The organism is Kribbella sp. NBC_00359 (assembly GCF_036097425.1).
Taxonomy (GTDB): Bacteria; Actinomycetota; Actinomycetes; order Propionibacteriales; family Kribbellaceae; genus Kribbella.
On record NZ_CP107975.1, the window covers coordinates 7,178,828 to 7,199,073 of the forward strand.

Sequence of the window (20,246 nt, forward strand, 5' to 3'; positions counted from 1 at the left end):
GAAGAAGCCCGGCCTCAGCGCGCCGGTCCGGCGTCGATCACCGCGCGTACGTCGGCCAGCCGCAGGGTGGCCGGGTCGAAGTCGGTCAGGCACCAGGTGGCGCCGGCAGCCGCGTACGGGCGTACGTCGGCGGACGGTGAGACAGCGACGGTGATGTCATACCCGGTGAGGGACCCGCGGAGGGACTGCACGGTCGCCACGACGTCGGCCAACTGATCCGGCGAGGTCAGGTTGACCGGGAAGAAGCCTTCGTGGCACACGGCCCGGCGCAGCGGCCTCGCATTCCCGGGGAACCCGGCCACCCAGATCGGGATCCGGCCCGTCTCGGGCCGTGGCAGGAAGCGCACCGAGTCGACGGTGTAGTGCTTGCCCTGGTGAGAAACAGGTTCACCGGTCCAGCCGGCCTTCAGGATCTCGAGGGACTCGTCGAGTTGCTCGGCGCGGACGCGATCGTCGACCTCCTCCCCCGAGCGGGAGAACTCCCCCGCGAACCGATCGCTCCCCAGACCGACACCGAGCCTCAGACGTCCACCGGACAGCCGATCCAGCGTTGTTGCCTCGCGCAACAGTTTGACTGGGCGCCGGCGCGCGACCGGTGTCACCATCGGCCCGATCCGCAACCGTTCGGTCGACGCGGCCACGGCGGCCAGCACGATCCACGGATCGGCAACAGCCGTGACCGGTGCCCGCCACCACAGCTGGTCCCACACGAACAGCCCGTCCCACCCGGCCCCTTCCGCGGCGGCTGCCAACCGCGCAACCGTCAACGGATCCGCCAGTTCGTCGAACAGCGGCACCCACACCGCGAAGCGCATCATCGGCTCGCGGTGTGATCGCTGAGGACGTCGACAAAGACATCCCAGAGCTCAGGCGGGACCCCGTGCCCCGCACCCTCGAGGACGACCAGGCGACCATGGGGCACGGCCGCGCGCAGAGCCTCCCCGTGCGCCGGCGGAAAGACCGGATCCAACGAGCCGTGCACCACCAGCACCGGCATCGACAAGTCAGCGAACCCACCGTTCACGGGTCCGTCGAACGCCATCGCGTAGTGGTTCGTCAGCGACGCCTCATAGTCCCGCGCCCGCGCCATGTCGCGACGCACCAGATCACGCGCCGCGGTCTCGTCGAAGTACCCGGCTGACTCCGCCTCGATCGACCGTACGACGTACTCCTCGACCGCGGCCGGGTCGTCGAAGTCGGGTCCCTCCAGGTGCGGCAGCGACGGAGGCGGCAGGCCGTCCGCACCCGTGCTCGTCGACACGAACGTCACCGACGCAACCCGCGACGGGTAGTCGACGCCGAGGGTGAGCGCCGTGCCGCCGGACATCGACTGCCCGACCACGTGCGCACGATCGACGCCCAAGGCATCCAGCAGTCCGACCGCATCCGCGGCCAGGTCCCGCATCGAGTACGGCGGCCGGCCGACGGGGTACGACGTCGATCGCCCGGTGTCGCGCTGGTCGTAGCGGATCACATACCGGCCGCGGACCGCGAGCTTCCCGCACAACCCGCTGTCCCACCAGAGCATCGAGGCCGAACCGCCGTGGATCAGCAGGACCGCCGGATCGGCGGGATCACCGAACGTCTCCGCACAGATCTCCGCGCCGTTGACCGGATAGAGCTTCTCGGAAGTCATGTCTCCGACCGTAGAAGCCGAACACCATCACGAAAAGCGATTGTTTCCGATGATCTTGATCGCCCGTGGCGATCGCCCCGCAGGCCGGCCGCACACACCGAGCGGCCGGCCTGGACCTACGGTCAGCTGACCGTCAGCACCTTGGACACCGTCTGCGTCCCCTGGTGGTCGGCGTCGGCCAGCCACACCACGCGGTAGGTGTAGGTCCCGCGCGCGGTCGGCTTGATGCCGAAGGCGTACTTGCCGTTGGTCGCCGGCTTCCCGGTCGTCACCGCAACCCAGGTCGTCCCCGACCGCCGCTGCAGGTACGCCGTCGTGCCCGCGTGCGGCGGGTTCACATAGCCGTACAGCACCGTGGACGCGCCGAGCTTGATCGCAGCCGGAGTCAGGTACGCCGAGATCGCCGGCGCCGGCTATCCCGCGGTCGGCTGGATCGGCGCCGGCCTCGCGATCCTTGCCTTCGGCACCATTGTCGTTGCGGCCCGGCTCGCGGGTGCGGCGCCAGAAGCTCAGCCCACGTACGAGAGGGCCAGCTCGATCACCGGCTCATAGACCGCCCGGCGATCGGGCGTCCAGACCTCTGGGCCGTGGGCGAGCTCGTCGGTCGCGATCCGATAGATCAGCGCCCGGACCAGCATCTGCCCCCACTCCGGCAACTCTGACCACCGCGCCGCCAGCTCCGGCTCGGCGTCGTACCAGCACAGGGCGTCGGCCACCGCGACGGCCGACGCCCACGCGGGTGGGCGCCAGTACACCGGCCAGTCGATGATCGCCGGCGGCAACCCGGCGGCGAACATCACGTTCCCCGGCAGATCCCCGTGCACCGCCTGTGCCACGAGGTCGACCGGCCGACGCGCCTCGACGAGCGGCGACACCAACTCGACGTACGCCGGACTCCCGCCGATCGACCGCTCGTCCCAGGCGACCCGATCGCCGTCCGACCAGGGATCGTCCCGCGTAGCGACGAAGTCCGGGCGCGGCAGTCCCGCAACCGTCTCGTGGAAGGCGACGCCGGCCGTCAGCACCTCGTCCTGCCGGCTCACGTCCGTGGCACCGGCCAGCAACTCCGAGGCCTCCCAGCCGAACGCGACCCAAGCACCACTCGCACTCCGCACCGGCCGAGCCACCCGGAACGCAGTCGACTCCGGCAGCTGATCCAGCACGGCGGCCCGCCACTCGGCCTCCGCCGGCAACCCCGCACGCTTCAGCACGACAGCCCCGCACCGCCACGTGTCCCCCTGCCCACCAGGCAGGAGTACGGCGCTGTCGGACAGGCCGAACGCTTCCAGGACAGTTTCCGGCGGACCGTTCATCCGCCCGATCGTAGACGGCACGTCCGGCTGGCTGCTGGTCTGGTCTTTCCTACCGCTCTGCCGAAGTCAAGGGCTGCCGCACACGCGGCCTCGCCGACAGCAGCCGGCTGTTCGCCGCGACGCCGACGAGGAGCGGCAGCAGCCCGGTGAACGTCCAGACCAGCCCGGCCGCCGCCGCGAACCAGCCGACGATCGCCGGTCCGATCAGGACTCCGGCGTACGTGAAGGTGGTCAGCCGGGACACCGCGGTCGCGGCCTCGACCCCGCCGGTGCGACCGACCGCGCTGAAGACCAACGGGAGCAGGACCGATCCGCCGAGCCCGACCAGCGCGAAGCCGGCGATCGACACCGGCCACAGCGGTACGGCGACGACCACGGTCAGCCCGATCACGGCCACCAGTGCGCAGGTCCGGAACAGTGCGGCGGCGCCGTACCGCTCGGTCAACCGATCGCCGATCAAGCGGCCGACGGTCTGGAACGCGGTGAACGCGGTGAACGCCAGGCCGGCCGTCGCGAGGTCCGCGCCGCGCGACTCGTGCAGCAACACGCCACTCCAGCTGATCACAGCCGCCTCGCCGACCATCACGACGAAGCCCATCGCACCGAAGATCAGCACCGGCCGGGTCCAGCCCACCGTCCACCCGGATCGCGTCACGCGATCGGTCTGGTCGGCCGCGGGTGGGAGCAGCCCGCGCGTGACAACCTGTCCCACCAGGAGCAGTACCGCCGCCACGACCACGAACTGGCTGCCGAGCTCGACGTCGGCACGAGTAGCCACGGCGCTGGACAGCGAGGTCAGCACCGCGCTGATACTCCACGCCGCGTGGCACCCGCTCATGATCGGCCGCCCACGGAGCCGCTCGACCGCGACCGCGTGGGCGTTCATGGCCACATCGACCGCACCATGCACGAGTCCCATCAGGAGCACCGCAAGGCCGAGTTGTACGACGCTGCGCGCTTGACCGACACCCACCAGCAGGAACGGAAGGACTGCGAGGGCGATCCTGATCAGCCGCCGGCTGCCCACTCGAGCGACCAGACCGCCGACGAACTGCATCGACACCAGCGCCGCGGCACCGAACAGCGTGAGCACGATGCCGAGTTGGCTCTCGGTCAGCTGATGCTCGGCCTTGAGCGACGGGATCCTGGACAGATAGCTGGAGATCAGGCATCCGTTCACGAAGAACACCGCGGTCACGGCCCAGCGTGCGCGTCCGACGTTCATCACAACCTCCTCGGCGCGCCCTCTGCACGCTTTCGGAGGCGACGTCGGAGCCGATCCGCGGATGTTGCCGATCCGGTGCGGCGGGTCGGGCGGAGGTCCTCGGGGTGGGTCGCTCTAGGATCTCGTGGTGACTGATCTCGATCTGTTCGGGGACCTCGACACCGCCGCGCTCCCCGAGCGGCAGCAGCGGATCCTGGTGGTGATCCGGGACTGGGTGACGCGGTACGGGTACCCGCCGAGCAGCCGGCAGATCGGTGACGCGGTCGGGCTGCGGTCCTCGTCGTCGGTGTCGAAGCACCTGGCCAGCCTGGAGGACAAGGGGTTCCTGCGCCGGAGCCCGTCGGTCTCGCGGCCGATCGACGTACGGATGTTCCTGCCGGAGCCGACCGCCCGGGAGTCCGAGGACTCGGTACCGGTGCCGGTGGTCGGTGACATCGCGGCCGGTACGCCGATCTCGGCGGTCGAGCACGTGGACGACGTACTGCAACTGCCGCGCGGACTGACCGGCCGCGGGAACGTCTTCGGCCTGCGGGTCCGGGGCGAGTCGATGATCGACGCCGCGATCTGCGACGGCGACATCGTCGTGGTCCGGCAGCAGTCCGAGGCGTACTCGGGCCAGATCGTCGCCGCGATGATCGACGACGAGGCGACCGTCAAGGTCTACCGCCGCCGCAACGGCCACGTGTACCTGGAGCCGCGCAACCCCGCGTACGACGTCATCGACGGCGACAACGCGGCCATCCTCGGGATCGTCGTGTCGGTGCTGCGGAGCGTTTGACGCCGAGCAGCTCGACTACTGGGCCAGCCGCTCCTGCAGCAATCCGAGTTGGGCGGGATTGGCGGTCAGATCGGCGGCCCGTCGGTCGGCCGCGTGCGCTTCGGCGTCGCGACCGAGGTCGCGGAGGAACTGTGCGTGCGTCGCATGGAACAACGGATACGCCTGGAGGTCCGTCGAGAGCTCATCCAGTTCGGCGAGCGCCGCCTTGGCGTTTTCGACGTACGACAAGGCGATCGCGCGCTGCAGGCGAGTGACCGGTGTCGGCTGCACGACCAGGAGCATGTCGTAGAGCACGAGGATCTGTTCCCAGTCCGTCGCCGCCCAGGTCCGGGCCTCGCTGTGGCAGGCGGCGATGGCAGCCTGGAGTTGGTAGGGACCGGGAGCCCTGTGACGCCGGGCGGTGCGGGTGAGCAAGGCCGTCGCGTCGGCGATGGCGGCGTGATCCCAGCGGGCGCGGTCCTGGTGCTCGAGCAGGACAAGGTCGCCGGTGGTGGTGAAGCGGGCCGCCGTACGGGCTCGATGGAGACGGATCAGGGTGAGCAGGCCGGCGACCTCAGGCTCGTTCGGGAGCAGACCGTGCAGGAGCGCGGTGAGCCATTCGGCGTCGTCGACCAGATCGCGGGAGTGGACCCGCTCGGCCGTGCTGGACAGATACCCCTCGTTGAACAGCAGGTAGATGACGGTCAGCACCTCTGTGAGACGCTCCTGGAGTTCGTCGTCGTGCGGGATGCGATACGGGATCCCGGCATCGGTGATCTTGCGCTTCGCCCGGGTGATCCGTTGCGCGACGGCCGACTCCGAGGCCAGGAACGCGGCCGCGATCTGCGCGGTCGTCAGTCCGCAGACGACGCGCAACGTGAGGGCGATCTGCGCCTCGCGGGCCAGCGCCGGGTGGCAGCAGGTGAAGATCAGCCGGAGCCGGTCGTCCGGAGCCGGCTGCACGGGCCACTGGAGCTGGGCCAGCTTGGCGCGGTAGTTCTGCTGCCTCCGCAGTACGTCGAGACCGCGCCGGCGCGCGACCGTGAAAAGCCACGCGTCGGGTCGCTCGGGGATCCCCTCGACCGGCCAGCGCCGGAGTGCGATCTCGACGGCGTCCTGGACCAGGTCCTCGGCCGCCGAGAAGTCGCCGAGCAACGACACCAGCGATCCGGCCAGCCGGCCCGCGTGATCACGCACCACGCGGGCCAGCTCGTCGTCGGTGTTCACAGCTGCTGCACTGGCCGGATCTCGACGATCGGGCAGGCCGGCCAGGTCTTCACCATCCGCAGCGCGTCGTCGAGATCGGCGACCTCGATCTCGCTGAACCCGGAGATGACTTCCTTGCCCTCGATGAACGGCCCATCGGTGGTCATCGGTACGCCGCCGCTGAACCGGACCGTGGTCGCGGACTCCGCCGCCTGCAGCTTGCTCCCGCTCCGGATCTTGTCCCGGTGATCGTCGAACCACTGCATCACCCGCTGATACGCCCGGTCCCGGTCGTCCGGCGCCATCGCCTCAAGCTCCTTCGCGTACTCCTCGGTCTCCACGAACATCAGCACGTACTTCACGCGCACACCTCCTGCGGTCAGTCTCACACTCACTCGACACCACCAAGACGATCGGGATCCGGCCGGATCCGACAGTGGGGGCCTCAGCCGGCGGGGACTTTCGGACCTGCCGGGAAAGGTCCTCCGGCACTGCCGGTCGGGGCGGCTCCCCCGCTTGGATCGATGGTGCGGCAGGAAAGGAGTGTTCGATGACATCGTCCAGCCGATCACGGTCTCCTCAGGAGAGAGACCAGTCGCGGCGGGTCCCGCTCGAACTGGCGCAGGAGGAGGGGTCTGCGCGGTCCGGGCCGGATGCCGACGCGTCGCAGGAGTCACAGCAGCTGACGGCTGGGGCTCTGATCCGGCTGGCCGGTGCGCTGGACACCACCGTCTCCGGTCGCACGGGTTCACGGACAACGCCCGTCCGTGGACTCGCCGCCCTCCATCCGGTCCTCGACCACCTCCGCGAGGACGAGTGCCTCGCACTCCTCGCGCCCGGTGGCAGTGGCCGGCTCGCGTTCGACCTGTCCGGCCGGCTGTCGGTACGGACGGTCACCTACACCCTCCACGACCGGCTCATCGTGTTCCGGACCGGGGCTGCCACGGCGATCGCGCAGTACGGCGATGGTCCGGTGGCGTTCGAGGTCGATCGGCTGGACGGGGTCGCGCGGGACGGCTGGAGCGTGCTCGTCTCGGGGCGCTGCCGGCAGGGCTCCCTCCAGGAGATGTTCGCGTGGCGACCGTTCGCGGACGAGTCGGGCGACGAACCGGAGATCCTCGTCGTGATCGAGCCGGAGCACATCAGTGGCCGCCGCGTCCGCGCCTGGTGACAGCGGGTCAGGTCTTCGGCCGGCGCTTCGCGCGCTCGACCGCGTACACGGCCGCCTCGGTCCGCCGCTCCATGTCGAGCTTGCGCAGCAGGGCCGAGACGTAGTTCTTCACGGTCTTCTCGGCCAGGAACATGCTCTGCGCGATCTGCCGGTTGGTCTTCCCCACCGCGATCTCGTCGAGGATCCGCCGCTCCTGATCCGTCAACGACTGGTACCGCGGGTCGTCCTCGACATCGACCGGGTTCCGCAGCCGCTCCAGGACCAGGGCCGTCATCGCCGGGTCGAGCAGCGACTCCCCCGCGGCCAAACGCCGTACCGCTCCGACCAGGTCGGTGCCGCTGACCTGCTTGAGCAGGTAGCCGGCCGCACCGGCCATGATCGCGGTGAACAAGGCTTCCTCGTCAGAGAACGAGGTCAGCATCAGGCAGGCCGGCGGCGTGTCCATCGACGACCGCACCTCGCGGCACACGGTGATCCCGTCGCCGTCACCCAGCCGGACATCCAGCACGGCGACATCCGGGCTGAGCGCCGGGATCCGCGCGATCGCGTGCGCCGCGGTCGACGCCTCGCCGATCACCTCGATGTCCGGCTCGCTCTCGAGCAGTTGCCGCAGCCCGAGCCGGACGACCTCGTGGTCGTCGAGCAGGAACACCTTGATCGTCATCGCGTCTCGCTTCCCCCGGCAGCACCCGTCCCGCTCAGAGTAAGCCGACCCCGGAGGTTGTGATGCGAAGCCATGACGGCGCCGCCGGCGAGATTCTCGACGCCGGCGAATGTCTCCGCCTGCTGGCCTCGGTCCCGGTCGGGCGGCTGGTCTTCACCCACGGCGGCCTGCCGGTCATCCGGCTGGTGAACTTCCTCGTCGACACGGACACGATCGTCTTCGCGTCCGACGACTCCGAATGGGTCCGGTCCGCCCACCGTGGTGACGTGGTCGCGTTCGAGGTTGATGACTTCGATCCGTCCCGGCGCCTCGGGTGGACCGTGACCTCGATCGGCCATCTGTCCGTCGTACCCGCTGCTGAGGCGGCCGACCTGGAGCGGATTGCGCCGTCGTGGGTGGGGCTGCGTGGCCGCCCGTTGTTCCGGCTCGGCGTCGAGTCGCTCAGCGGCCGGCGTGCGTCTATTGATGCTCAGGGCAACGGCTCCGAAGCGTTCCCAAACCGCCACGGGCTTCGTACCGTGGCCAGGTGAGCGATCAGGACGACGTCGGCCGGCGGCGCCTGTACGAGGTGACCGCAGAGATCACACAGTTCCTGCTCGGGGACTTCGACGAGCAGGACGCCCTCCGGCTGATCGCCCGCCGGGCCCGCGAGGTCTCCGGCGCGCACGCCGGTGCCGTCCTGCTGACAGACCACGACGACCTCGTGTTCGCCGCGCTCGACGGGCCGTCCGAGCTCGAGGAGTACGTCGGCAAGCGGGTCGCGGGACTGGATCACCTGGTGCGCGCCGACCGGGTGAGTGTGGTCGACATCCCCCAGATCGCGTCACTCGGACCGGCCCTCGTCGCTCCGCTGCCGCCGGCGTCGTCCGCGGTGGGCGGGCTGTTCTTCGTGGCGGCCGAGCCTGGTGGTGCGGTGCACGAGGCCGACGAGCTGGTCAGGATGTTCGCGGCCCACGCGCGGCTGGCGCTGGATCGCTCCCAGGCACAGCGGGAGCACTCGATGATCGCCGTCCTGGAGGACCGCGACCGGATCGCCCGGGATCTGCACGACCTGGTGATCCAGCGTTTGTTCGCGACCGGGCTGCAACTGCAGGGCATCCACCGGATGGTGAACGCCGAGATCCAGGCACGCATCGATCGCGCCATCGCGGACATCGACTCCACCATCCGCGACCTGCGCGCGGCGATCTTCGAGCTGCACCACCACCCGGCTCGCCGCTCACTCCGATCCGACCTCCAGGCACTGGTCTCCGAGTACGCCGGCCCCCTCGGCTTCCGCGCCGAGCTGACCTGCACCGGCCCGCTCGACGCCGTCGTACCGCTGGAGGTCCGTCCCCAGCTCCTCGCGGCGGTCCGTGAGTCGCTCTCGAACGTCGTACGCCATGCCGAAGCCACCGCGGTGACAGTCGACGTCACGGCGACCGCCACCGAGGTCATCAGCCGGGTTGCCGACAACGGCGTCGGCGTGCCCGCCGGGGACCACCGCAGCGGACTCCGCAACCTCCAGGAGCGCGCGGAAGCACTCGGCGGTGCCGTGCGGCTGGAAAGGAATCAGCCGCATGGCACCGTCCTCGAACTGCGCGTGCCACTCGCCCAGCCGCGCAGCTGAGCCTGCTCGCCCATGCCCGCTGCCGTGTGCTCAGGGCTAAAGGTCCCGCGCCACACGGCCTGTGAGGGCACGAGCTCGCTGGGTGAGCGTGTCACGCTGAAGGTATGCGGATGGTGATCGCGCTCGGGGGGAATGCGTTGTTGCGGCGCGGGGAACGGCCGGATGCAGAGGTGCAGGTGGCCCATCTGGCCGTGGCGGCGCCGGCGTTGGCGGCCGTGGCGGCCGAGCACGAGGTGGTGATCGTGCACGGGAACGGACCGCAGGTCGGGCTGCTCGCGTTGGAGAGTACGGCGGACCCGGGCCTGACCAAGCCGTATCCGCTCAGCGACCTGGTCGCCGAAACCCAGGGCGTGATCGGCTACTGGATCCAGCAGGCACTGACCAACGCGGGACTGGCCCGCCGAGCCGTCACCCTGGTCACGCAGACCGTCGTCTCCGCCGGCGATCCAGCCTTCGGTACGCCGACGAAGTACGTCGGGAGCGGGTATCCCGAGGACCACGCTCGCCTGCTCAGGTCGACGACAGGTTGGACCTTTCACCAGGACGGCCCCGAGTGGCGCCGGGTCGTCGCGTCACCGGAGCCGCGCCGGATCGTCGAGCTCGACGCCGCCGAGATCCTCCTCCGCAACGGCGTCACCGTGATCCTGGCCGGTGGCGGAGGCGTCCCAGTGGTCGAAGGTGCCGCGAGGTTGGCCGGGGTCGACGCCGTCGTGGACAAGGATCTGACCGCGGCGCTGATCGCGACGGAGCTCCGGGCGGATCTGCTGGTGATGCTGACCGATGTGCCGGCGGTCTATCTCGACTACGGGACGCCGGCCCAGCGCCCGTTGCACGAGATCGGCATCGCGGACCTCGCCGCGCTCCGCTTCCCCGCGGGATCGATGGGGCCGAAGATCACCGCCGCCGGCCGGTTCGTGGAAGCGACCAAGGGCCGGGCCGCCATCGGCTCTCTGGACGAGGCGGCCGCAGTGATCGCGGGCGCCAAGGGGACCCAGATCGTTGCCGGCAGTCCACGGGTGAGCTGACCTCAGTGGTGGCCGGAGCCGTCGTCGGACGACTTCCCCGAGCCGGACTTGCCCGAGCCGCTCTGTCCTGAAGTCGGCGTCCCCGAACTCGACTTGCCAGACGTCGACTTACCTGAGGACGAGACACCTGAGGTCGGCTTGGTGGTGGCGGTCCGGTCGCCACCCTTGTCGTCGCCGGGTTCGGTGGTAGCGGTGCTGGGGCCGGGAGTGCGGGTCCGGTCGCCGCCGTGGTCGTCCGGGGTCGGGGTGACCTTCGCGCTCTGGGGAGTGATGTTCTCCGGTGGCGGGAACCACAGTGGCGCGGGCGACCGGCCCGGCGTACCAGGATCGAAGGCGGACCAGACCGCCGTACCTCCGGCGACCAGTCCGGCTGCCGCGACCAGGCCCAGCAAGCCGGTGCCGGCCCAGGCGAGGTAGCGCACCGGGCGGCGTTGCGGCTCCACGTCGTCTCCGCTGGTGCGCAGTACGACGGGGCGGCGGCGCAGGTCTTCCGAGTCCATGCCTTGATGCTGTCCCAGCTACCCGGCCGGCGCTATCAGACCTTGGTACTAGTACCTAGTCGTCCCGGCGCTGGCGCTGAGCCCACAGCGCGGCCTGGGTGCGGTCCGTCACGCCGAGCCGCTGGTATACGTTCGTCAGGTGCGCCTTCACCGTGCGCTCGCTGATGCCGAGCCGGCGGGCGATCGTCTTGTTCGGCAGGCCGGCGCCGACCATGTCGAGCACCTCCTGCTCACGATCGGTCAGCTTCGTCTCCGGACCCGGGCTCCGCCGGTTCGTCAGCAGGACGCGCGCCGCTTTCGGATCCAGCGGCGATCCGCCGGCAACGATCTCCCGCACCCCGGTCAGGATCACCTCGGGCTCGCTGTGCTTCAGCAGATACCCCTCGGCTCCGGCCTGCAAGGCATCCAGGATCCGAGCCTGATCGCTGAACGACGTCAGCACGAGCACGTGCACGCCTGGATCAGCCGCCACGATCTGCCCGGTCGCCGAGATCCCGTCCGTCCCGGGCATCGACAGATCCATCAGTACGACGTCCGGCCGCAACTCGGCCGCCATCGTCACCGCCTCGGCACCGTCGCTCGCGGCTCCGACCAACTCGATGTCGTCCGCAGTACCGAGGAGCTGGGACAGGCCCGTCCGGACGATCGCATGATCGTCGGCAATCAGCACCCGGATCACACCGGCACCTCGGCTTCCACCCGTGTCCCCTGCCCGGGAGCGGCCCGGACCGTCAGCGTGCCACCCGACTCGGCGAGCAGGTCGCCGATCGAGCGTAGCCCTAGGTGCCCGTTGCTGCTCCGCTCATCGAGTCGCGATTCGTCGAACCCGCGGCCGTCATCGTCGACAATCAGCACTCCGCGGCCGTCGACCCGCTGCGCCCTGATCAGCACCTCACGTGCACCGCTGTGCGCGGCCACGTTCCGCACGACTTCCTGCGCCGCCCGGAACAACAACGCCGCGGCCGCAGGCGGCAACTCCTCCACCCCGTCGGTCTCGAGCCGTACGTCGACCCCCGCCCGCTCGAGCCCCGCCGCCAACTCGGCCAACGCCGACGTGAGCCCCTCCTCGGCGAGGTTCGGCGGATAGATGTCCACCAGCAACGACCGGAGCGACCCGATGCTCGCGCGCAACCTCCCCGCACTCTCCGCGATCAAGTCCGCTCGCTGCCCCTCGCTCGGATTCCCCAGCCGCATGGCATCCAAGGCGTAGTTCAACCCGGTCAGCTCCTGCACGACGCCGTCGTGCAACTCCCCCGCGATCCGCCGACGCTCGGCGTCCGAGGCGTCGACAGCGTGCTGCAGCAACCGTTCCCGCTCCCGCTGTTGCCGCTGCACCCGCCGGGCCAGCGACCAGGCGAACGGAATCTGGACCAGCTCCAGCACGAGCAACGCACCCAGAGCGGGCGGTGCGAACCGTTGCCAGGCAGCCTTTCCGGCGTCGTTAACCGCCTGGTACTGGAAGTACGCCTCGAACAGCATGGGTTCCCCCTGCGGCCCCCGGACCCCGACGTACACCTCGAGCAGCTTCTTGTACGGGATCTCGAACTGGTTCTCCGGCCGGCTCAGGTCGCTCACTTCGGATGCGCTGCTCCCCTGCTGCCGCAGGGCCGCCTCCTCCTCCGCGCCTAGCGGGAACTGCTGACCGATCAGCCGAGGTTCGTCGGAGTAGACAATCCGGCCATCGGCATTCCACAACTTCACTCGCACCAGCGATCCCTGCAGCACGTACTTCCGCATCGCCGCGTCGAACGACCGCAAGGCGGCCTGCTGTCCGGCGATCACGCCGGCGTCCAGGCGTGGCTCGACCACCCCGCGCGCGGTCACAAAGGTCACCTGCCGAGCCGACTCCCTCGCCTGCTCGACACCCGCCTGACGAGCCACGAGCGCGATCAGCGCGGCCAGGGACAGCAGCACGATCAGTCCGGCCGCGGTGAATCGCACCAGCAGCCCGACCGTCGAGATCGGCCCACGGTCCGTGCGCGAGCGTCGCAGTCTCACCATGCCTGGGATCGTAGGGGTTGCCCGGCGCCGCGCGGCAGCCCGACGACAGTCGTAGTACCAAGGTGCACTACCGAAGCCGACCGGCCGGCGACGACGGTTGTCGGCATGAAGCTTCCGCTCTCACTCGCCGTCGCCGGGCCTGCCGCCCGAGCGCAGTTCCCTGCGCTCGCCGTCGCGGCCGGGTTCGTCGTACTGCGAGTCGGCGCGGTTCTGGTCCGTCCGTGGCCCCTGGCCCTCGCGGTCGATCACGCCCTCGGGCCGGATCCCGCGGCGGATCCAGTCGTCGTCCTCGGACTGGCAGCCGTTGGCAGTGTCCTCTTGTCGGCAATCATCGGATTGCTCGACATGGCGAGTCTGCGGACCGTCGAAGGTGCGGCCGAGCGGATCGGCGCCTCACTCCGCGCCACGATGTTCCAGCGCACGATGACGCGGTCGTTGCGGTGGCATGACCGCATGCGCAGTGGCGAACTCGTGTCCCGCCTGACCACGGATGTCGGCCGCGTGCTCGACGCAGTGGTCGCGGTGACCACATCGTTCCTGCCCGATGCGGTGATGCTCGCCGGCGTCCTCGCGCTGTTGTTCGCCTTCGACCCCGAGCTCGCCCTGATCGGCCTCGCGGTCGCACCGATCCTCGGCGCGCTGGCCGTCCGGCAGCGTCGGCTCATCCGAGTGGCACAGCAGGATGCAAGGACCGAGTCGGGACGGTTGGCCGGGGCAACGACCGATCTGTTGCGGAACGTCCGCGCCGTACAGGCCTTCGGGCGCATCGACCGAGCCGCCGCGATCTTCGGCACCCGGAATCGCGCCGTACTCGATGTCGAGCTGCGAGCGATCGAGGTGGACGCGCGCTGGACCCCGATGGCCGATGTCGTGCTGGCGGTCGGCGCCGCCCTGGTGCTGGTGATCGGTGGACGGCACGTGCTGTCCGGAGCGCTCACGGTCGGTCAGTTGCTCGTCGTCCTCGCCTACCTGCGAGACCTCTACTCGCCGGTGCGCGGCCTGACCCGGCTGTCCGTCGTACTCGCCAAGGCAGGTGCCAGCGCGGCCCGGGTCCGCGAGATCCTGCACTGCGACGAGGCGGTCGAGGATCGGTACGACGCTCGGCCCGCCCCGGCGCTGCGGTCCGGCGTGCGGTTCGAGCGGGTCTCGTTCGGCTATGAGACCGGTCGGCCGGTCCTCGATCACTTCGACCTCGACATCGCGGCCGGCGAGACCGTCTGCCTGCTCGGACCGAGTGGGATCGGCAAGAGCACAGTGCTGCACCTCCTGCTCCGCCTGTACGACGTGGACGCCGGCCGGATCCTGATCGACGGCGTGGACGTCCGGGACTGCGACCAGCGCAGCCTGCGGGACCGGTTCGCGTTCGTCCCGCAGGACCCGTGGCTGCTGGACGCGACGGTCGCCGAGAACATTGCCTTCGGCAACCAGAACGCGACCCGCGCGGGTGTCATCGCGGCCGGGCAGGCGGCGCTGGTGGACGAGTTCACCGGACGGTTGGAATACGGGTACGACACGCCGCTGGGCGAGAGCGGTGTCCGGCTGTCCGGTGGTCAGCGCCGCCGGGTCGCGCTGGCCCGGGCCGCCGTGTCGTCCGCGCCGATGGTCCTCCTGGACGAGCCGACCGCCTCCCTCGATCCGGTCTCGGCCGCCGCGGTGATCGAGGCCATCCGGACCACGACCGCGCGACGCACGGTCCTGCTGGTCACCCACGATTGCGACCTGGCGGCCATCGCCGACCGGGTCGTCAGCCTGCACGAACACCAACTCAGTGGAAGGAGGTGACCACCATGCTCCGCATCAAGCCGGTCATGCACCACGGCCACGGACCGTCCCGTAGCCGCTCGCGCTCCCGCAGCCGCAGCCGTTCCCGCAGCCGCTCCCGCGGCTGACCCACCAGCCTGCCGCCGGCACTCAGCCGGCGGCAGGCGGTCATGGGGCCTCCCGGCCTGGACTGCGGAGCGCAGGGAGCGCAGCGACTGGAGCGACGAGGGAAGGCCGGGAACCAAGGCCCCATGACCTGCCGGCGCCGAAGGCCCGGCCAAAAGTAGAGAGGCGGACCGATGATTGTCGATACCGAGGACGGGCTGGCCGTCTGGGACTGGGCCGAGGGTTGCGAACTCCCGGGCGGGACCTTCGCGCTGGAGCGTCTCGGCGTCGGCCACCGGTGCGAGACCTGGCTGGTCTGGTCGGTTGCGTTGTGGTCCCCCGCCGTACTCAAGGCGGCGCGCCCGCATCAGATCCACCATCCCCGCGCGATGAAGTCGCTCCAACGGGAGACCGCCGCCCTGGCGGGCAACATCCACCCGGCTCTCCCCCGTCTGCTGGCCGACGGCACCGGCGACCCGATCCCCCACGTCCTGCTCGAGTATGTCGACGGCCCGACGCTGACCGACGAGCTCGAGGAGAACGGCGTACTGACCGCCGAAGAGACTGCGCTGCTCGGCGCGCAACTGCTCCCGGCCCTGATGGCGCTGCACAACCGCGGTCTGGCCCACTTGGACGTCAAGCCGGACAACATCGTCCTTCGCGACGCCCGCCCGGTCCTGATCGACTTCGGCAGCGCTCGCCGGATCGGCAGCGAGCAACCGCCGGGTCACCCGGTCGGGACCGTCGGGTACGCCTCCCCCGAGCAGGAGGCGTGCGAGCCGGTGTCCATCGCGATGGATCTCTACAGCCTCGGCCAGACCCTCGCCGAGGCGGGCGCCGAGCTGCCAGCGAGCCTGCAGGGGCTGATCGCGCCACAACCGGACCAGCGGCTCACCACGGCCGAGGCGCTGACGGCCCTGGCCGAGACGGCCGGCGCCCTCCGCCCGTGGCCTGCCTGGCTCAGGGCGTGAGGTCCAGCGCGGCGCGCCCCTCGGGGAAGTAGGTCGGCACCGAGACCTGGTCGTGGACGACCATCCAGCGACCGTCGATCCGCTGCCAGGCCGCCGTCCAGCGGACCCACTGGTTGGTCTTGGCACCGTTCACCAGCGTGCCGCTGATCCGGTTGACCGCGAACACGACCGCGAGGTCGCCGTCCACGAGCACCGTGAGGTCACGGACCTCGTAGTCGAGCGGCAACTGATAGATCGTGAAGACCTTCTCCCAGTTCTTCCACTTCGTCTCAGCGCCCAGGTGCCGCAGCGGTGCCTCGATGTCGAACGAGACCACATGCGGCGCGAAGATCGTCTTCACGGCCCCCATGTCACCGGTCCGGATAGCGCCGACCAGCGTGTTGATCCGGTCCCGGATGTCGGCTTCGTCTGTTGCGTGTTGGGTAGTCATGATCAGTACGACGGAACGGTCGGCCGGACTGTGATGACCTCACACTTCGGTACGGCGTTTCGTCGTACCGAGGAGAGGCGGAACCGACGAAGGGAAGCACCATGACCGGGGACGACCAGGTCGAGCCGGGCCTGAGCGCGATCATGAGCGAGCGGCGGCAGCTGATCAACCTCGCCTACCGCCTGCTCGGCTCGCTCGCCGACGCGGAGGACGTCGTCCAGGAGACGTACGCGCGCTGGTACGCGATGCCGAGCCGCGAGCAGGAGGCGATCGACTCCCCCGGCGCCTGGCTGACCAAGGTCGCCAGCCGGATCTGCCTCGACCTGCTGCGCTCGGCCCGGGTCCGGCGCGAACGGTATGTCGGTGAATGGATCCCGGAGCCCCTGCCGGAGAACGCCGACTGGCGGGCGGGCACCGACCCGGCCGATCGGGTCACGCTGGACGAGTCGGTGAACATGGCGTTCCTCGTCGTACTCGACGCGATGACGCCGGCCGAGCGGGTCGCGTTCATCCTGCACGACGTCTTCCGGTACCCGTTCCCCGAAGTGGCCGAGATCGTCGGCCGGACCCCGGCGGCGTGCCGTCAGCTGGCGTCCTCGGCCCGGCGCCGGATCAGCGAGGCGCAGACCCCCGCACCACCGACGGCCCGGCGCGCCGAGCTCATTCGCCAGTTCAAGGAGGCGTGGGAGGCCACCGACATCGCGACCCTCGTCAATCTGCTCGACCCCGACGTCACCGCGGTCGCCGATGGTGGCGGCGTCGTGATCGCCGCGCTCGAGCCGGTCCACGGTGGCGCGAACGTCGCGCAGTACTTCACCGGCCTGCCGATCCTGGACTACGGCCGCACGCTGGTGGAGCGGACCGTCAACGGCCAGCCGGGTCTGGTGATCGAGTTCGAGGGCGTCACCGAGACGGTGCTCGCGTTCGACATCGCCGAGGACCGGATCACGAACATCTGGGCGGTCCGCAACCCGGAGAAGCTCCGCCCCTGGACGAGCTGACCGGCGTCAGACTCCGCCGCTGACGAAGCTGAACAAGGTCCGGCCCGGGACCAGTGGTCGTTGTTCGCCGGTGAAGCGATGGACGCCGACACCGAAGCCCGCGTCCGGATCGGACACCCACACCCGCTCGAACTCCCGCGCCTCGAACCACGCACAGATCTGCGGGACCAGGTCCGGATCCTCGCGGTGCCGCGTCCAGATCAGCGTCGCGCCGGTTGCACACAGTTGCGGGCACGAGTCGATCGTGGCCTCGATGTCCTCATCCGAGATGTTGCCGAAGACCCCGCACACCAGCACCACGCCCGCGGGCGCCATCCCGCCGTACTGATCGATCTGGGCGGCGTCTCCGGTCACCACATCGACCTGGCGCTGCAGGCCGAGGTCTCGTGCCCTCTTGTCGGCGAACGACGAGAGGCGCGGGTCCAACTCGACCAGCCTGGCCCGGACGTCAGTTCGGCGGGGATGCTCGGCCATCACATCGAGCACATCCCGTCCTTGCCCAGCGCAAAGACTGATCACCCGCACCGCGCCGGTCGGTGCCCGGTCCAACGCGGCGCGCACCTGCCCTTGAACCACTGCCAGCCGCCGTGCCAACCCCGACCCGGGCCGGTCATAATCGTTATGCCATCTCTGCCAATCCATGCGGGCAACCTAGCGCCGCCCTCGGACAGCCTGACCACCTTCCGGTCGGCGTGCCCGCGTTCTGTAATCTCCCGGTGACGGAGAGGCAGGAACTTCCGCGGGCGATCAGCAGTTGTCCTTGATGGGCGCCGAATCGGACCAGGCGTGGCGAGCGAAGGAGAGTCATGAGCAGGCGTGTCGAGCAGAAGGCCAAGGCCCGCGAGCGGATCGCGGCGCAACTGGCCGCTCAGCAGCGGGCGGAGCGACGCCGGCGGCTTCTGCTGGCGGTCGGGGCCGTCGTGGTCGTCATCGTCATCGTCGGCGGCCTGGTCGCCGTCCGCCTGGCCGGTGGTGGCAAGAAGACCACGACCGGACCGTCGGGTGCCGCCGACAGCCAGATCGTGACCGCGCTGTCCTCCATCCCGGAGTCGACCTTCGCCGCGGTCGGCTCGGCCGGCGTCCAGGCCGCACCGTCGCCCATCACCGCACCGGCCCTGACGTCGGGCGGCAAGCCGAAGGTCCTCTACATCGGCGCCGAGTACTGCCCGTTCTGCGCGGCCGAGCGGTGGCCGGTCACGGTCGCGCTGTCCCGGTTCGGCACCTTCAGCAACCTCGGTACGACGCACTCCTCCGCGAGCGACGTGTATCCGAACACCCCGACCCTGTCGTTCCACGGCTCCAGCTTCACCAGTCAGTACCTCACCTTCACCGGCGTCGAAACCACCACGAACGAGCAGGTCAACGGGCAGTACGCGCCGCTCGACACCCCGACGGCCGAGGATCAGAAGACGTTCGACACCTACAACGCGCCGCCGTACGTGAAGACCGGTGGCTCGATCCCGTTCATCGATCTCGGCGGGAAGTTCGTGTCGTCGGGCGCGACGTACAGCCCCGAGATCCTGGCCGGGAAGACCCAGGCCGAGGTCGCGGACGCGCTCAAGGACCCGTCCAACCCGATCGCGAAGGCCGTCATCGGCTCCGCCAACGTCTACACCGCCGCGATCTGCAAGATGACCAACAACCAGCCGGCCAACGTCTGTTCGACGGAGGCCGTCACCGGTGCCGCGGCCAAGCTCGGGGGCAGCTGAGCGATGAGCGGCACCACACAGCGCTCCGAGCGGACCACAGCCGGGCTCGGCTGGATCCCTTGGACCATCCTGGTCCTGTCGATCGCCGGTCTCGCGGTCGCGTCGTACCTGACCTATGAGCACTTCACGGCCGGCACCACGCTGGCCTGCCCCAACACCGGGGTGGTCAACTGCGCGAAGGTCACCAGCAGTCAGTACTCCAAGGTCTTCGGCATTCCGGTCGCCCTTCTCGGCCTGGCCTTCTTCGCCGGCATGACAGCGCTCTCACTGCCTCCGATGTGGCGTACGTCGTCCCCCTGGCCGAGCCGCCTCCGGCTGACCGCCGTCGTCGTCGGCGTGATCTTCGTCTGCTACCTGATCTGGGCCGAACTGTTCCAGATCGACGCCATCTGCCTGTGGTGCACGGTCGTCCACGCCCTGACCCTCGTGCTGTTCGCCCTGGTCATCATTCGCCAGGCGCTGGATCCCGACGGCGGCTGAGACTGACCGGAGTCGGGTACTGGTGAAGCATGCAAACCGACGAGTTCGCCGGAGCAACGCGGTGGGTCCCGCAGGACGGCGGGATCCGGAAGCTGCGCGCGGCACTGCCGGACTGTCGCGGGTGCGACCTGCAGGAGTACGCCGAGCAGGTCGTGCCCGGCGAGGGTCCGGTCCGCGCCCGGATGATGCTGGTCGGTGAAACGCCCGGCGACGTCGAGGACAAGGAAGGTCACGTCTTCGTCGGGCCGGCCGGACGGCTGCTCGACAAGGCTCTGGCGGAGGCCGGCATCGACCGCTCGGAGGTGTACCTGACCAACGCGGTCAAGCACTTCCGCTTCGAACGCCAGGGCAAGCGCCGCATCCACAAGACCCCGGCCGTCGGCCACATCGTCGCGTGCCACCCGTGGCTGGACCGCGAGCTCGCGATCGTGAAACCCGAGCTGGTGGTGATCCTCGGCGCGGTGGCCGCGCGGTCCTTGCTCGGAACCGGCTTCAAGGTCACCGAGCATCGCGGCGAGCGAGTCGAACTCCCGGACGGCCGCGCCGCGGTCGCGACTGTCCACCCGTCCGCGGTGGTCCGTTCGCAGGAGTTCCGCCGCGACTTCGCCGACTTCGTCAAGGACCTCCGCGCCGCAGCCGACCTCCTCGCGTAAACAGGAGGTCGCCCCCACGCCGGGGACGT

At 69.9% G+C, this 20,246-nt stretch carries 26 protein-coding genes; 12 read left to right on the plus strand and 14 right to left on the minus strand.

Going from position 1 to position 20,246, the window contains the following annotated elements; all coding sequences use genetic code 11:
* Positions 1-14 precede the first annotated feature (14 nt).
* The 3 genes from OG876_RS34860 to OG876_RS34870 form a co-directional block, all read right to left on the minus strand.
* Positions 15-818, minus strand: coding sequence for an LLM class flavin-dependent oxidoreductase (locus tag OG876_RS34860; protein WP_328520951.1), 804 nt, complete (start codon positions 816-818; stop codon positions 15-17).
* Complete coding sequence (locus tag OG876_RS34865; RefSeq protein WP_328520952.1) at positions 815-1,636, minus strand: alpha/beta fold hydrolase; 822 nt, start codon at positions 1,634-1,636, stop codon at positions 815-817. The genes OG876_RS34860 and OG876_RS34865 overlap by 4 nt, the downstream gene beginning before the upstream one ends.
* A gap of 122 nt (positions 1,637-1,758) precedes the next feature.
* Positions 1,759-1,989 (minus strand): hypothetical protein, encoded by a 231-nt coding sequence (locus OG876_RS34870; protein WP_328520953.1) that lies wholly within the window; start codon positions 1,987-1,989, stop codon positions 1,759-1,761.
* Position 1,990: 1 nt separating this feature from the next.
* Here OG876_RS34870 and OG876_RS34875 point away from each other — a divergent pair, with 1 nt between their 5' ends.
* On the plus strand, positions 1,991-2,188 hold the full coding sequence (locus OG876_RS34875; protein ID WP_328520954.1) for a hypothetical protein: 198 nt from the start codon (positions 1,991-1,993) through the stop codon (positions 2,186-2,188).
* On the opposite strand, the gene OG876_RS34880 is transcribed toward OG876_RS34875, so the two are convergent.
* Positions 2,146-2,949 carry a TIGR02569 family protein gene (locus tag OG876_RS34880; RefSeq protein WP_328520955.1) on the minus strand — a complete coding sequence of 268 codons (804 nt, stop codon included), beginning with the start codon at positions 2,947-2,949 and terminating at the stop codon, positions 2,146-2,148. The two genes, OG876_RS34875 and OG876_RS34880, sit on opposite strands and share 43 nt — an antisense overlap.
* A gap of 49 nt (positions 2,950-2,998) precedes the next feature.
* Positions 2,999-4,174: an MFS transporter gene (locus tag OG876_RS34885; protein WP_328520956.1), complete on the minus strand. Its 1,176-nt coding sequence runs from the start codon at positions 4,172-4,174 to the stop codon at positions 2,999-3,001.
* Between the two features lie 127 nt (positions 4,175-4,301).
* On the opposite strand from OG876_RS34885, the gene lexA reads away from it, so the two are divergent.
* Positions 4,302-4,952, plus strand: coding sequence for a transcriptional repressor LexA (lexA, locus tag OG876_RS34890; RefSeq protein ID WP_328520957.1), 651 nt, complete (start codon positions 4,302-4,304; stop codon positions 4,950-4,952).
* A gap of 15 nt (positions 4,953-4,967) precedes the next feature.
* Here lexA and OG876_RS34895 read toward each other — a convergent pair whose 3' ends face one another.
* Positions 4,968-6,158: an RNA polymerase sigma factor gene (locus tag OG876_RS34895; RefSeq protein ID WP_328520958.1), complete on the minus strand. Its 1,191-nt coding sequence runs from the start codon at positions 6,156-6,158 to the stop codon at positions 4,968-4,970.
* Positions 6,155-6,499 carry a YciI family protein gene (locus tag OG876_RS34900; RefSeq protein ID WP_328520959.1) on the minus strand — a complete coding sequence of 115 codons (345 nt, stop codon included), beginning with the start codon at positions 6,497-6,499 and terminating at the stop codon, positions 6,155-6,157. The genes OG876_RS34895 and OG876_RS34900 overlap by 4 nt, the downstream gene beginning before the upstream one ends.
* Before the next feature lie 188 nt (positions 6,500-6,687).
* Between OG876_RS34900 and OG876_RS34905 the strand changes: the two genes are divergently transcribed.
* Complete coding sequence (locus OG876_RS34905; RefSeq protein ID WP_328520960.1) at positions 6,688-7,308, plus strand: pyridoxamine 5'-phosphate oxidase family protein; 621 nt, start codon at positions 6,688-6,690, stop codon at positions 7,306-7,308.
* A 7-nt stretch (positions 7,309-7,315) separates the two neighbouring features.
* Here OG876_RS34905 and OG876_RS34910 read toward each other — a convergent pair whose 3' ends face one another.
* Positions 7,316-7,972, minus strand: a complete 657-nt coding sequence (locus OG876_RS34910; protein ID WP_328520961.1) for a response regulator transcription factor — start codon at positions 7,970-7,972, stop codon at positions 7,316-7,318.
* 62 nt (positions 7,973-8,034) lie between these two features.
* On the opposite strand from OG876_RS34910, the gene OG876_RS34915 reads away from it, so the two are divergent.
* From OG876_RS34915 to OG876_RS34925, 3 genes are all read left to right on the plus strand, one after another.
* The gene (locus tag OG876_RS34915; protein WP_328520962.1) at positions 8,035-8,502 is read left to right on the plus strand and encodes a pyridoxamine 5'-phosphate oxidase family protein; all 468 of its coding nucleotides are present in this window, start codon (positions 8,035-8,037) and stop codon (positions 8,500-8,502) included.
* Entirely contained in the window at positions 8,499-9,581 is a 1,083-nt protein-coding gene (locus tag OG876_RS34920) for a sensor histidine kinase (protein WP_328520963.1), read from the plus strand. The genes OG876_RS34915 and OG876_RS34920 overlap by 4 nt, the downstream gene beginning before the upstream one ends.
* Positions 9,582-9,685: 104 nt before the next feature.
* Positions 9,686-10,606, plus strand: a complete 921-nt coding sequence (locus tag OG876_RS34925) for a carbamate kinase (RefSeq protein WP_328520964.1) — start codon at positions 9,686-9,688, stop codon at positions 10,604-10,606.
* A 2-nt stretch (positions 10,607-10,608) separates the two neighbouring features.
* Here the strand turns inward: OG876_RS34925 and OG876_RS34930 are convergent, their stop codons facing one another.
* Genes OG876_RS34930 through OG876_RS34940 form a run of 3 tightly spaced genes read right to left on the minus strand, consistent with a single transcriptional unit; the run spans position 10,609 to position 13,107 of the window.
* Positions 10,609-11,106, minus strand: coding sequence for a hypothetical protein (locus OG876_RS34930; RefSeq protein ID WP_328520965.1), 498 nt, complete (start codon positions 11,104-11,106; stop codon positions 10,609-10,611).
* Positions 11,107-11,161: 55 nt separating this feature from the next.
* Positions 11,162-11,785: a response regulator transcription factor gene (locus tag OG876_RS34935; RefSeq protein ID WP_328520966.1), complete on the minus strand. Its 624-nt coding sequence runs from the start codon at positions 11,783-11,785 to the stop codon at positions 11,162-11,164.
* Entirely contained in the window at positions 11,782-13,107 is a 1,326-nt protein-coding gene (locus tag OG876_RS34940) for a sensor histidine kinase (protein WP_328520967.1), read from the minus strand. Before OG876_RS34940 ends, OG876_RS34935 begins: the two co-directional genes overlap by 4 nt.
* A gap of 105 nt (positions 13,108-13,212) precedes the next feature.
* On the opposite strand from OG876_RS34940, the gene OG876_RS34945 reads away from it, so the two are divergent.
* Complete coding sequence (locus OG876_RS34945; protein WP_328520968.1) at positions 13,213-14,889, plus strand: ABC transporter ATP-binding protein; 1,677 nt, start codon at positions 13,213-13,215, stop codon at positions 14,887-14,889.
* On the opposite strand, the gene OG876_RS34950 is transcribed toward OG876_RS34945, so the two are convergent.
* Positions 14,873-15,040, minus strand: coding sequence for a hypothetical protein (locus OG876_RS34950; RefSeq protein WP_328520969.1), 168 nt, complete (start codon positions 15,038-15,040; stop codon positions 14,873-14,875). The genes OG876_RS34945 and OG876_RS34950 overlap by 17 nt on opposite strands.
* Before the next feature lie 127 nt (positions 15,041-15,167).
* Here OG876_RS34950 and OG876_RS34955 point away from each other — a divergent pair, with 127 nt between their 5' ends.
* On the plus strand, positions 15,168-15,944 hold the full coding sequence (locus OG876_RS34955) for a serine/threonine-protein kinase (RefSeq protein ID WP_328520970.1): 777 nt from the start codon (positions 15,168-15,170) through the stop codon (positions 15,942-15,944).
* Here the strand turns inward: OG876_RS34955 and OG876_RS34960 are convergent.
* The gene (locus OG876_RS34960; RefSeq protein ID WP_328520971.1) at positions 15,934-16,374 is read right to left on the minus strand and encodes a YybH family protein; all 441 of its coding nucleotides are present in this window, start codon (positions 16,372-16,374) and stop codon (positions 15,934-15,936) included. The genes OG876_RS34955 and OG876_RS34960 overlap by 11 nt on opposite strands.
* A 101-nt stretch (positions 16,375-16,475) precedes the next feature.
* Between OG876_RS34960 and sigJ the strand changes: the two genes are divergently transcribed.
* Positions 16,476-17,375, plus strand: a complete 900-nt coding sequence (sigJ, locus tag OG876_RS34965) for an RNA polymerase sigma factor SigJ (protein ID WP_328520972.1) — start codon at positions 16,476-16,478, stop codon at positions 17,373-17,375.
* Positions 17,376-17,381: 6 nt separating this feature from the next.
* Here sigJ and OG876_RS34970 read toward each other — a convergent pair whose 3' ends face one another.
* Entirely contained in the window at positions 17,382-18,017 is a 636-nt protein-coding gene (locus OG876_RS34970; protein WP_328520973.1) for a class I SAM-dependent methyltransferase family protein, read from the minus strand.
* Between the two features lie 164 nt (positions 18,018-18,181).
* On the opposite strand from OG876_RS34970, the gene OG876_RS34975 reads away from it, so the two are divergent.
* Genes OG876_RS34975 through OG876_RS34985 form a run of 3 tightly spaced genes read left to right on the plus strand, consistent with a single transcriptional unit; the run spans position 18,182 to position 20,217 of the window.
* Positions 18,182-19,084, plus strand: coding sequence for a DUF929 family protein (locus tag OG876_RS34975; protein ID WP_328520974.1), 903 nt, complete (start codon positions 18,182-18,184; stop codon positions 19,082-19,084).
* Between the two features lie 3 nt (positions 19,085-19,087).
* A complete protein-coding gene (locus OG876_RS34980) occupies positions 19,088-19,564 on the plus strand; it encodes a vitamin K epoxide reductase family protein (protein ID WP_328520975.1) in 477 nt (158 codons plus the stop codon).
* A 29-nt stretch (positions 19,565-19,593) separates the two neighbouring features.
* Entirely contained in the window at positions 19,594-20,217 is a 624-nt protein-coding gene (locus OG876_RS34985) for a UdgX family uracil-DNA binding protein (RefSeq protein WP_328520976.1), read from the plus strand.
* Positions 20,218-20,246 lie beyond the last annotated feature (29 nt).